11 protein-coding genes are annotated in these 12,296 nt (G+C 59.1%); 1 reads left to right on the top strand and 10 read right to left on the bottom strand.

Translation table 11 applies throughout. The features are described from left to right. Positions 1–46 precede the first annotated feature (46 nt). The gene (locus ACE4RL_RS01290) at positions 47–679 is read right to left on the bottom strand and encodes a tyrosine-type recombinase/integrase (protein WP_375598743.1); all 633 of its coding nucleotides are present in this window, start codon (positions 677–679) and stop codon (positions 47–49) included. 425 nt (positions 680–1,104) lie between these two features. Beyond that, positions 1,105–1,965 (bottom strand): alpha/beta fold hydrolase, encoded by an 861-nt coding sequence (locus ACE4RL_RS01285; protein WP_375598742.1) that lies wholly within the window; start codon positions 1,963–1,965, stop codon positions 1,105–1,107. A 98-nt stretch (positions 1,966–2,063) separates the two neighbouring features. On the opposite strand from ACE4RL_RS01285, the gene ACE4RL_RS01280 reads away from it, so the two are divergent. After that, complete coding sequence (locus ACE4RL_RS01280) at positions 2,064–2,963, top strand: LysR family transcriptional regulator (protein ID WP_375598741.1); 900 nt, start codon at positions 2,064–2,066, stop codon at positions 2,961–2,963. Positions 2,964–3,644: 681 nt separating this feature from the next. On the opposite strand, the gene ACE4RL_RS01275 is transcribed toward ACE4RL_RS01280, so the two are convergent. Genes ACE4RL_RS01275 through ACE4RL_RS01240 form a run of 8 tightly spaced genes read right to left on the bottom strand, consistent with a single transcriptional unit; the run spans position 3,645 to position 11,899 of the window. Then, on the bottom strand, positions 3,645–4,424 hold the full coding sequence (locus tag ACE4RL_RS01275) for an HAD-IIA family hydrolase (RefSeq protein WP_375598740.1): 780 nt from the start codon (positions 4,422–4,424) through the stop codon (positions 3,645–3,647). Continuing rightward, on the bottom strand, positions 4,421–5,326 hold the full coding sequence (locus ACE4RL_RS01270) for an ABC transporter permease (protein WP_375598739.1): 906 nt from the start codon (positions 5,324–5,326) through the stop codon (positions 4,421–4,423). Before ACE4RL_RS01270 ends, ACE4RL_RS01275 begins: the two co-directional genes overlap by 4 nt. Then, complete coding sequence (locus ACE4RL_RS01265) at positions 5,323–6,264, bottom strand: ABC transporter permease (RefSeq protein ID WP_375598738.1); 942 nt, start codon at positions 6,262–6,264, stop codon at positions 5,323–5,325. Before ACE4RL_RS01265 ends, ACE4RL_RS01270 begins: the two co-directional genes overlap by 4 nt. After that, positions 6,261–7,697: an alkaline phosphatase family protein gene (locus tag ACE4RL_RS01260; protein WP_375598737.1), complete on the bottom strand. Its 1,437-nt coding sequence runs from the start codon at positions 7,695–7,697 to the stop codon at positions 6,261–6,263. Before ACE4RL_RS01260 ends, ACE4RL_RS01265 begins: the two co-directional genes overlap by 4 nt. Continuing rightward, the gene (locus ACE4RL_RS01255; RefSeq protein WP_375598736.1) at positions 7,694–8,416 is read right to left on the bottom strand and encodes a glycerophosphodiester phosphodiesterase; all 723 of its coding nucleotides are present in this window, start codon (positions 8,414–8,416) and stop codon (positions 7,694–7,696) included. Before ACE4RL_RS01255 ends, ACE4RL_RS01260 begins: the two co-directional genes overlap by 4 nt. Further along, positions 8,413–9,285 (bottom strand): ATP-binding cassette domain-containing protein, encoded by an 873-nt coding sequence (locus ACE4RL_RS01250; protein WP_375598735.1) that lies wholly within the window; start codon positions 9,283–9,285, stop codon positions 8,413–8,415. The genes ACE4RL_RS01255 and ACE4RL_RS01250 overlap by 4 nt, the downstream gene beginning before the upstream one ends. After that, positions 9,282–10,319, bottom strand: coding sequence for an ABC transporter ATP-binding protein (locus ACE4RL_RS01245; RefSeq protein ID WP_375598734.1), 1,038 nt, complete (start codon positions 10,317–10,319; stop codon positions 9,282–9,284). The genes ACE4RL_RS01250 and ACE4RL_RS01245 overlap by 4 nt, the downstream gene beginning before the upstream one ends. Next, positions 10,319–11,899 (bottom strand): ABC transporter substrate-binding protein, encoded by a 1,581-nt coding sequence (locus ACE4RL_RS01240; protein WP_375598733.1) that lies wholly within the window; start codon positions 11,897–11,899, stop codon positions 10,319–10,321. Before ACE4RL_RS01240 ends, ACE4RL_RS01245 begins: the two co-directional genes overlap by 1 nt. Positions 11,900–12,296 lie beyond the last annotated feature (397 nt).

Raw genomic sequence — 12,296 nt, 5'->3', positions numbered from 1 at the left:
CCGGTGTCCACTCGTGCGGCCTCATCTGTGGTGGGGCCGCTGATCGTCAGACTTCGGTGTGCTCCGCAAGTTCCAGTGCGTCGTCAACATCGACGCCCAGATATCGAACCGTGTTCTCGATCTTGGTATGGCCAAGAAGGATCTGCACGGCGCGGAGATTGCCGGTGGCCTTGCAGATGAGCGAGGCCTTGGTGCGCCGGAGCGAGTGCGTGCCATACTCCTCCTTGCGAAGACCGATGGCGGTCACCCACTCATCCACCAACCGGGCATATTGCCTGGTGCTCAGGTGATCATTCGGATCAGCTCGGCTGGGAAAGGCGAAATCCTCGACCGAGCCCCCTCGCCTTTCGAGCCACGCCAGCAAACTCGCTCTGGCATCGCTCGTGATCTCGAACTGCACCGGTCGGCCGGTCTTCTGCTGGATCACCATCGCCCGGGCGCGAATGTCATGACCTGTCACAAGTGTGCCGATCTTAAGCTTGACCAGATCGCAACCGCGCAACTTGCTGTCGATGGCCAGATCAAACAGCGCTCGGTCGCGCATTCGACCCTCCCGATCCAGGAAGAACCTGATTGCCCAGATCTGCCGGACCTTGAGCGCCCGCTTGGCGCCGACTTGCCGACCGGCGTTCCAAGCCGGTCGACCTCTGGCGGCGGGGTCATATGGTGAGATACCCATTTTCATTCTCCTTTGGCCAACATCGGCCAATCGGAGAACGATTAAGGCGAGCGGTTCATCGGTCGGCGCCGGGAAGCCCCGGGAGAACTACCCCCTGCCGCACAATTCTCCTCGGCAGCGCCTTCAGCGGGGCCGGAAACGGACTGACCGCTTTAGGGACCAAGACGCCGAAAGCTGACATTCGGTAGCAAATGGGACCGAAGGCAGACACCCCCCATTTTGGGCGTTCATACTAAGCGGCGCTGAAGATCAGCCCGCATTGTCATGCATTGGCCGGCCACATGCACCTCAAGGTCAATGGTCAGGCCTGTTTTGGATGCGGACACCGATGGTTGAAGTGCGCTGCTAGACGTCCCGGCGGCCGGCGCCAGTTTGCGGCTGTGTGTTGCTCCACGAACGCGCTCGCATTTGCTCGTGAATGCCAACTAGGTCAGTACACGGCTCAGAAAATTGCGGATCAGCCCCGCTATTTCGTGAGCATGCGTTTCCAGCGCGAAATGTCCTGCATCGAGCAAATGAACCTCAGCATCGGGAATATCGCGCTTGTAAGCCTGCGCGCCAGCAGGAACAAATGCCGGATCGTAGCGCCCCCATGCCGCAAGCATCGGCGGTTGGTGCTCACGGAAGTAAGCCTGGAAATCGGAATAGAGCGCCACATTGTTGCGATAATCACGGATCAGATCGAGTTGGATTTCCTCGGCGTCTGGGCGCGACATATACGCGATATCGAGTTCGTATCCGTCCGGCGACAGACGCTCGGGATCGGCTCCTGTGCCATATTGCCAGTTCTTGATCACTTCAGGAGAAAGTGACGGGCGGCAGGCTTCACGGTTGGCTTCACTGTCCGTTCGCCAGTAGGCCTCCCAAGGCCCCCATTGATCGCTGAAGCCATCGGTATAGGCATTGCCGTTCTGGCTAATGATAGCCGAGACGCGATGAGGATGACGTTTCGCCAAGCGGAAGCCGACCGGGGCACCGTAGTCAAAGACGTAGAGCGCGTACCGATCGATCGCGAGCGCTTGCGTAAATCCGTCGATCACGTCCGCAAGGTTGTCGAACGTGTAGTCAAAAACGCCTCTGGCTGGTGTCTTCGTCTGGCCGAACCCCGGCAAGTCGGGGGCGATAAGCCGATAATGATCGGCCAGAAGCGGAATTAGCTCCCGGAACATGTGGCTGGCAGTCGGAAACCCGTGCAGCAGAAGAATAACTGGTGCTTCAGCAGAACCAGCCTCGCGATAGAACACCTCAGCGTCCGCAATTTTCTGAAACCTGTATCGTGTCGACATGAACCCACTCCTTTGTCCGTCGCCGCGAGGGTATTCTGTTGCAAAGGTCGGCATAATACGGGCAGCCTGAAAATCTTGATTGCAGAATTGGAAAGAAAATGGACCGCCTTGAGGCCATGGCAATCTTCGTTGCAGTCGTTGAGGGTGGCTCTCTTGCTTTTGCCGCTCGCACCCTGGGGCGATCGCCCGCGTCAGTTACACGGGCTGTTGCACAGCTCGAAGCCGCTGCTGGCGAGCGGCTCCTCGAGCGGACAACGCGCCGCTTTTCGGTGACCGAAGCCGGCACCCGTCATGTAGCGAGCTACAGATCCATTCTGGAACAAGTCACTCAGCTTGTGGGAGCTGAGCAGGACCAGGCAGTACAAGGTACCGTTGTGATAACGGCACCGGAGCTGTTTGGGCGGCTCCATGTCATGCCGGTAGTAGAGAGTTTCCTCAAGCTATACCCGGATGTACAAGTCCGCGTGCTGCTTCTAAACCGTGTGGTGGATCTTGTTGGTGAAGGTGTGGACGTGGCGTTTCGTCTCGCCGAATTGCCTGACTCGACGCTGAAGGTCATCAAGATCGGCGAGGTGCGTCCCCTCATCTGTGCGGCGAACGCCTATCTCGACAGGCATGGCTCGCCAGAACATCCTTCCGACTTGCAACACCATTCTTGTATCGGGTTGAACGATGCCGGAGCTCAGGAGCTTTGGCGCTACAGTGAACCCAAAGCTCCCCACCGTACGCGATCAGTCAGGGTGACCTGTCGGCTTTCCGTCAACAGCGCTGCCGCCGCGATTGCGGCTGCCGAGCGTGGGCTCGGCATCGTGCGTCCATTGTCCTACCAGGTGGAACATCAAATCGCTGACGGTTGCTTGGTCGCACTGCTTAGCCAATACGAGCTGCGACCCGTTCCAATAAATATGGTTCTTCAACCGGGCTGCCGCCGGCAAGGTGCCCTGCGTGCCTTTATCGAATATGCCGCTCCGCTTCTGAGGAAATCAGCGGCACCGTGACACTGGGGAACACGTACGAACGGGCCAGCCAACTACTTAAGGCGAGGCGAAACCAAGACCGCCGACAGATGTCTACCTGCAGCAAATAATCGAGGTCGGCGGCCTGCAGCCATCTGACAGATAGGGGGGCCTCGATAGATCGCCATGTGCCCGGGTCAGTGGTCGACTTCGAAGCATTTCAGGTGGACCTGCTTGGCGCAAGGCGGCCTGTTTCGAGGGAGCCCCGACGGGCAGTCGCCTAGCTAGGTGGCTGATACCGGTTTGCAGCGGATGGCGATGCCCTGCGCGGTCGTCGGCATAGATTGGTCCAGGGTGATCCCGCGAAACGTGTCGAGAAACAGTGCCTCGGCTTCTGCATTGTGTCGGACAGAGCGTGGTTGACCGCCCGTTCCACCTTGCAGGCAGTCTCCTCGTTCTGGCTGGCGATTGCGTATGTATGGGGGTTCTATGATAAGTCCGACTCGGACTGCCTCGCCCCAGAGGGCCAAGGCGGCGGTGTGAGTTTGTATCCCGCCGCCCCCACCCGCTGCTCAGGGCAGCCGAATTCGCAGCGGAGGCTGCCCTCTACCACCTAATGGCCGTCACCCTTACCGGCTCAAACCTTGTATTGTGCTGGTTGTCCGGTTTTACGGGATCCTCGGCGGCGGTTGAATGGCGGAAATGGGGGCATCTCTGCTTCCCCTAGAGAGACGCTAGTATGTAATCCGGCGTCACCACTGCCCGTGCATCCAGCGGCACACCGGTTTCCACGAGGATTGATGTGACGCCGGCGCGTTGACCGGCGAGAATATCAGTTTCCAGTTGGTCGCCGATCATGATGGCCTGGCTTGGGGCGAAGCCGAGACGGGACAGTGCTGTTTCAATAATTGTCGCTTCGGGCTTGCCCATGAATATCGGGGTTGCACCAGAAGCTGCCGCAATGGATTGCGTGATAGCGCCTGCGCCGGGCTCGAAGCCGTTGGACAGTGGCCGGACAAGATCAGGATTGGTGCCAATCAACTGGGCGCCACCAAGTACATTGGTCAGCGCAGTGGCCATCATGGCGTAGTTGAATTTTCGGTCGAGCGCCACCAGCACTGCGGCAGCACCTTTCTCGACGATATCATATCCGGCCTCAACTACACTGTCCTTGAAGGCTTGGGTGCCAATGACATTGAGCCCGACGCCCTTTGGAAAAGCCTTTTTAACATATTCGATTGCGATCTCGCCCGAGGTGACGACCTGATCAGGGACGCAATCAATGCCCAGCCCGCGGATCTTGTCGGCGAAGGCGGCAGGTGCCTTTTCTGCATTATTGGTGACAAAACAATAAGGCAGCCCCGTCTCGCGCCAGCGGTTGAACCGGGCAACCGCGCCGGGCACGGGCTCCTCCCCGCGATAAACCACACCATCGAGATCGGAAAGCACCGCGGAAAACTGCAATTCGTCGATCGAGCTGAGACGCCGGGGTTTCGAGGTCATTCGCCATTATCCCCCAGGTTGGGGTCGAACATATCACGCAACCAGTCACCGATCAGGCTTATGGCCAGCGTGGTCAAGAAGATCACTGTGCCCGCCGGAATGCCCATCCACCAGGCGGTGGTCAGATAGTTGCGGCCCTCACCGAGCATCAGCCCGAGGCTTGTGCCCGGCGGCTGCACGCCGAGTCCCAAGAAGGAAAGCGAGGTTTCCAGAAGGATGATTTCAGGAAAGTTGAGGGTAATCTGCACCATGATGATGCCCAACATATTGGGCAGAACGTGGCGAATATAGACCTTGGCCGGGTGAACCCCGAGGGTGCGAATGGCAAAAGCGTAGCCCTGGCCATTGGTCGAGAGCACGAGGCCACGGGCGATGCGAGCATACCCATCCCAGCCGAACAACCCAATGAGCGCGATGAGCAGCAGGAAGTTGTTGCCGAGAAATGCGAGGACCGCCAGGGCGACAATGAGGAAGGGCACAGACGCCTGAAAGTCCACCAGCATCATGATGATGTCGTCGACCCAGCCGCGGCAGTGAGCCGCGACGATGCCCATGATGGTTCCCACCGTTGCACCGATAACTGTTGCCATCACGGCAATGAGGATGCTGGTTCGCATGGCAAATAGCACGCGGCTGAAAACATCGCGACCAAGATCGTCCGTGCCGAAAAGGTTCTCCGTCGGCCCGCCAAGCGCTGACGGCGGCTTCAGACGCTTGAGCAGGCTTTGCTCGGCATAGCCGAATGGCGCAAGATATTCGGCAAATAGCGCGGCAAGAATGACAATGGTGAGCCAGGCAAGGCAGACGCCGATCACCAGGGGCGGTCTTGCCTTCCAGATGCGTGTCAGCCAGCCACGGCGGCGCAATCCCGAAATAGCGGGGGAGACATCCATGCTGCTCATGCCGTAGCCTTTTTGAGATTGTGCACTTCGACGCGTGGATCGAGCCAGCCATAGGTAAAATCGACGATCAGATTGACGACGACCATGGTCAGCGCAATCAGCAGCACGACCGCCTGCACCACGGCGAGGTCACGCTGGTTGACGGAATTGACCAGCAACATGCCAATGCCAGGCCAGGCAAAGACGGTCTCGATGGTGACGGTACCGCCGATAAGCCCGCCGATCCGCATACCGATTACGGTGACGACCGGGATGGCCGCATTGGGCAGAGCGTGCCGGGTGACTCGCCGATTGTGCGGGATCCCCTTGGCTTTGGCGGTCCGCATGAAGGGCTGGTGCAGGACATCGAGCATGGAGGATCGGGTAAAACGCGCCACCGTGGCGGTGGTGGCCGTCCCAAGCGTCAAGGCAGGCATGATCAGATGCCAGACAGTGCCGGTACCAGAACTCGGGAGCCAACGCAGCGTCATCGAGAAGACCAGGATCAGGATAATGCCCAGAAAGAAATTCGGCACACTCTGGCCAAAAATAGTGAAGCTCATGGCTGCATGGTCCGCCATTCGGCCACGGTTCAATGCCGCCATGATACCCGCGGGGACACCCAGAAGCAGCGTGATCATCAGGGCGGTTATACCCAATTGCAGGGTCACGGGTATGCGCTCAAGCACGACCTGCAAAGCCGGCCTTCCATCGCGAAAGCTGTCGCCAAAATCGCCCTGGATGATGGCAAAGAGATAGGTCAGATACTGTTCGAGGTATGAGCCATCGAGGCCCCAACGCTTTCGGAATGCCTCGATCGCCTGTGGTGAGGCTTCGTCAGACAGCATCATCTGAGCCGGGTCGCCCGAGGCACGCAGAACAATGAATACGAAGGTCACTGCGAGCAGCAACGTCATCGCGCCGCGCAGGAGCTTTGTCAGGTAGAACTGAATGTTCATTGGACCCACGCCCCGCGCCCGGCGGACCAGCCGCAATCGATAATGGTCCTGCCCTCGATCAGCCACTGGCGCAAATGTTGCTCATACCCATGAAGTTTGGCGCTGAGCACACGGGTTGCCACTTCTGGCGCAACACCGAAGCGAGGATCGTCGCCAACCAATGCTTCGACCAATGGGCGGCCTTCAGTGCCGTCTGTCGACAGTCCCATCGTCGTCAAAACCGTCGGGATGACATCAGGCAGCCAGCAGGGCACGTCGGACTGATAGGCCCTACGATAGGCCGGTCCCTGCGCCGCAAGGACAGTTGAAAGTTCGCCACGATTGAGGCCGCCATGCATGCCGCCCCCCTGCGAAATCCAGGCGGCAAAGAGGCAAGCGTCCGTCTGCGGGCTGTAACTCTCGGCGCTATTGGTGGCCCTTAGCGTAAATCCAACATCGGCCCCGCGAGGATGGTTGTTGCGCACCGCAGACCAGGGTAGCGCGCCGGGTATGGCGTTGCCTTGCTCGTCGGAGGCAAAGACCAGCCCGCAGAAGTCCTGCTGCACCAACCATTCGACAACCTCGGCCTTGCGAGCGTCAGATACGTCGTCGAGATATATGCCGCTGAATGAGCCGATCGAGGCGCGGCCGAACTCGGCCGGAATGATGTCGAGTGTGGCCAGCTGCGCGTGGCCTGTAATTTGCCCATGGTCGGACATTGTGATGATGTTATCGGGACCATTGCCAGCCCTCCACCAAGCGAGGATGTGACCGAAATTGTCGTCAGCCACCCGCATGGCCGCTTCGGTTTCGGCACCAAGTACGCCGAACTTGTGAGAGCTCGTATCCGGCTCGTTCATCCAGAAAATGCAGAAATCCGGCGTGTAGCGCGGATAAATCACGTCCATCAGCGCCACAGTCGCATAGGCAATGCGTGCGCTGTTGGGGGCGCCGGCCGCCGGGATTTCGCCGAGCTGAGCGATGACGGCATCGTGGACTGCGGGGGTCGAAACGGGCGTGCCATGGACGGTAAAGACAGGTTGTCCAAGTGCATGGGCGCTCGAATTCATCATGCGCGATGCGCCCTTGGTGGCTGTGCTGACGACGGCCATCGTCTTGCCGGCGGCCGCCATCCGTTCGCCCATGGTCTGCCGATCAAGCAGTTGTCCGGCGGCCGCGGCCAGTTCGAGATCTTCCCATTCCGATGTGCGGAACAGGCCGTCGGGCCGGACGGCATGGATGAATTGGTTAGCGACGACACCGTGAGCACCCGGGGGTGAGCCTGTGACGGTTGAGGTGACGGCTACCCGTGTTTCGCTCGGAAAGATTGAGCGAGAATTCCGGAAATCGCTGCCCTCCGCCATAAAGCGATAGAGGTTGGGCATCAATTCGGGGCTCACACGGTCGCGACGCAGCCCATCGAAGGTTAAGAGCAAGGTGGAACCAGTGCTCATTGCTGGGCCTCCAGCACACTTCGCGTCATGGCGACATCATTGATCAAGGCGCCACGAACTCTAGCCTTGACGAGCGCAATGAGGCTTTCCGGCGTTGCATCGCCACCGGCATAAGCGGTTCCCCGACCGCCAGTGGTCACCCAGACTTCGGCACCCAGCGCATGTAGAAGCGCGACACGGTCCGGTGATACGTCGCGCTCCCACAAGCGGATCAAGCGTGCACCTGCTCCGAAATATTTCCCCGCTTCCTCCGGGTCCGGAATGAAGCCAAGAATGCTCGTTTCGCCTTTGGCGGCGAAGTAGCGCACGGCCTCAAGCGTGTGGCAGCCAGCGATCACCAAATGGCGCTGCTCCGCCGGAACGGTATCGACAATTGTCTGCCAGATTGCATCGAGGGCACGTGGAGTTTCGTCCTTGATATCAAGTAGAATGTGTTGATCGCCCTTTGCATAAACGAGCACCTGATCCAGGACCGCAATGCGTCCGCCGGCATGGTTCCTGAGCCCCAGAAGCTCATCGAGCGTAAGGTCCTCGGGGCGTTCGGGTCGGCCGAACAGGCGCATTAGGTCCGGGTCATGAGCGCAAATGCAAACCCCGTCGTTTGACAGGCGCACATCGGCCTCGATGGCAAAGGCGCTATTGGCATAGGCGGCCTCCCAGCCTTGCGTGGTGTTCTCAGGGTGACTGGCGCTGTCGCCGCGGTGTGCGATGATCTTCATGAAAGTGCCGGAGATATGGGAGTTGAAGCGACCGATGCGCCGCCAAAGGACTGCATGTCGCGTTGTCTGCGCAGCCTCGGACTGTCAGCGGGGATGGCAGCAAGCAGGCGTCGGGTGTATTCATGGCGCGGCCGGTCAAAAAGCGTGCTGCTCTCACCGATCTCGAGCAATCGACCAGCATGCATGACCCCGACCCGATGGCTGATATGACGGACCACCGAGAGGTCGTGCGAGATGAACATCAGTGAGAGATTGAGCCTCTCGCGCAATTCGAGCAAAAGATTGATGATCTGGGCCTGAACCGAGACATCGAGGGCACTGACGGCCTCGTCGCAAACGACGAGGCGCGGATTGAGCACCAGGGCCCGCGCAATGACAGCGCGCTGCAACTGGCCGCCCGAAAGCTGGTGCGGCAACCTTTTGCCCATGGCGCCAAGACCGACCATGTCGAGCATCGCTTCTGCACGATCATCCGCTTCGAGAGTCGGCAATCGCTCGTGGGTGCTCAGCGCTTCCTTGACCTGAGCGTGGATGGACCAACGTGGATCGACTACGGCTGCAGGATTTTGAAAGACGACCTGCACATCGCGCCGCTGCCGCCTCCACTCCGGCGTGCCCACCTTGGCATAAGGTTGACCCCAGAACGTCACGCTACCGCTTGTAGGGTTCTCAATGCCGGCAATCATCCGGCCGAGTGTAGACTTACCGCTACCGCTTTCCCCCACGATGCCAACCGTCTCGCCCTCGGCAATGGTCAGGTTGACGCGATCCACCGCATGAAAAGACTCTCTAGGGCCCCAGATCTTTCGGCCCGCAGAATAGGTCTGCGTCAGGTTTGCGGCGACGATACCCTTGGTCATGGAGCTCATGCGCCCACACCGATTTCTAGGCCCGAAAAATGGCAGGCCACGGCTCTTTTTCCGACGTATTGCAACGGTGGGTCCTCCGTGCATTGACTGTTGGCCATTGGGCAACGCGGCGCGAAATTGCATCCCGAAGGTCGTGCCGCGGGGGGCGGGACAGTTCCGCCGATTGCATCGAGCAGGGTGCCAGGAGGACGACCGAAACCGATGCGGCTCGCCATCAACGCACGTGTATAGGGGTGTCGAGGATCGTCGAAGAGATCGTCGACAGGGGCGCTTTCAACGACGCGCCCGGCATACATTACTGCCACATGGTCGGCGATTTCTGCCACCACACCGAGATCATGGGTAACGAGCACAATGCCGAGACCCAGCTCAATCTGCAGGTCCCGCAGCAAACGAAGGATTTGCGCCTGAATGGTGACATCCAGCGCCGTGGTCGGTTCATCGGCGATCAGCAATTTCGGCCTGCACGCAAGAGCCATGGCAATCATGACCCGCTGGCACATGCCACCGGACAGCTGGTGCGGATAGCAGTTCTTGTTGCGCTCCACGTTGGGTATGCCGACCTGCTCCAGCAGCTCAATCACGCGCAGATCAACGGCTTGGCCGCGCAGTTGAGTGTGTTCGACAATCGCCTCGGCAATCTGGGCGCCAACGCGCTGCACCGGATTGAGAGAAACCATCGGGTTCTGGAAGATCATGGCGACGTCGCGACCGCGCAGATCATTGAGAACACTGTCTGAGGCGCCGACAGTTTCAGTGCCGAAGAGGCGAACAGAGCCATTAAGGGTAAGGTTAGCCTCAAGCAATCCGAGCATGGACATGCAAGTTAGGCTCTTGCCGCATCCGCTTTCGCCCACCAGGCATAGCGTCTGCCCTGGGCGAAGCAGCAGGCTCACATCCTCAACCAAGGCGTTGCGACCGGCACAAACGGTGAGGCGCGAAACCTCGAGGAGAGGAGCGGTTGACCCGTCCTCAGGAAACGAAGAGGAGGCGGCAAGTGTGCCGCCTCCCTTGGAATTGGACACCGTCACCATCAGTCTTTGAAGCTGAGGTTATAGGGGCGAAGGTCCATGTAGTAGAATGTGTAGGGCTGCCAGTTGACGTCCTTGGACACGCCATAAGTCTCGAGCGGCTGATACAGAATGGTGCCCGGCGCGTCCTTTTCCCAGAGTTCAAGCATTTCGAAGGCCGCCGGCTGACGAACGTCAAGTTCGACATTGCTCTCGATGATGCGGCCGAGTTCGTTGAAACGATCAAGATTTTCTGTGTTGGCCCAATTGCCAACGCCGCGCTGCGGACCACCAAACGGACCCCAGAGGTTCCAGAGTCCGCCAACCGGATCGGGGTACCGAGTGGAGTTCGACCAGGTGCGCACTTGCAGCGCTGCCATGTCTAGGCTGGAATAATTGTCGACAACATTGAGTTCAACATTCAGGCCGACGGCCTTCCACATTTCGATGATCGCCTGAGCCGCTGGCAGGGCATTGAGATAGTAGTTCGGCTGGGTGGTGTACTTGATCAAACCGCCGTCATAGCCGGCTTCGGCAAGCAGTTCCCTGGCGCGTTCAGGGTTGTATTCGAGACCATTGTGGTCCGGATTATACATCTCGCCGAACTCGGGATACTGGTGGCCATTGGGCACAACGGCCTGCCCGCCCCAGAGCGCTTCGTTGAGCAGCTGGCGATCGATCGAAAGATTCATCGCCTGACGGATGCGCGCGTCCTGGATCACCGGATCCTGAGTGCCATAGGCCAGCACATGCGAATTGGCGAGAACCACTGAACGGGTTTCGATGTCGTCATAGCTGTTGATCTGAGCGATCTGGTCGGGAGCGACATTGGTGATGATGTCAAATTCACCCGAAACCAGACCCGCGACGCGAGTTGAGGGCTCTGGAATCTCGCGGAAGGTCACAGAAGCGGCAGTCGGCTTGCCATCAAAATAGTCGTCAAAGGCGACGAGACGAATGGACTGATCGGCCTTGTATTCATCGAGCATGTAAGGACCAGTGCCGACGGGGAACATGGGAATGCCGCCATCCGTGGCAGCCTTTTCTTCCCAGTCTGCTTTGTTGACGATCCATGAGGCCCAGGACGCGATGCGATGCTCGAGCAGCGGATCGGGCGCCTTGGTGACGAACTGAACAGTATGCTCGTCAATGGCCTTCACCTCAGCCAAAACCGAGAAATAGGCAGGGCCTTCGGGCAGGATCGCATTTTCACCCGACAGACGTTCTGGCGAGAAAGTGAAGACCACGTCTTCGGCCGTAAGCGGCGCGCCATTGTGGAAACGAACGTCATCGCGGAGCTTGACCTCAAGGGTCAGAGAATCAAGGCGCGTCCATTCGGTCGCAAGACCAGGCACAAGTGCCGAACCGCCAGCCCCTTCAGCGGACAGGAAGTCACGACGGATCAGCGTGTCAAACACGCTGTAATTGACGCGCGTACCAACATTTGAAAGCTCTTTGCCCGGCTCGAGGGTCGGCGGCAAATCGGCAACGCCAACCACGAGGTCAGGGCGGTCCTGCGACATGGCAAGTGCGGAGGTCGCTGCAAGAAGCAGCGCTGTTGTCGCGCCAAGAACGGCACGGCGGAAGGGAGAGGAAAAGGTCATTGGCGGCCCCGCTAAACTGGAATGGCGGGGTAGGTAGGGCGCTCGCCTAACAGGCGAACGACATTTAATTGTCAGTTTTGTTACAATTTTCCAGTCACTTGCCGCGAGCCCTTGGTCGTCCTGCGTTGTGCAGTGGCTCAGCGACAAATGGCAGCTCCTGGCAAAGCACAGATCCAGTTTGAGGGGCCGGAATAGGGCGCACTGCTGCCGCTAACGCAGGGACAAAGAACCAACAGTATTCACATAACGCACGGTCGGCCTGGATGCCCCATCGTTGTACACGAATGAAGCTCAGGCGCACCTCGAGCCGAAGGGGTTCGGTCAACAAGACAGTGCCGCCGCAACGCTCCTGCAGTTCAAAGGGAACAGCTGTAGTCACAACGCGCAAACTATACGT

Source organism: Devosia polycyclovorans (assembly GCF_042181575.1).
Lineage (GTDB): Bacteria > Pseudomonadota > Alphaproteobacteria > Rhizobiales > Devosiaceae > Devosia > Devosia polycyclovorans.
This window is presented reverse-complemented; position numbering and strand designations above follow the sequence as displayed.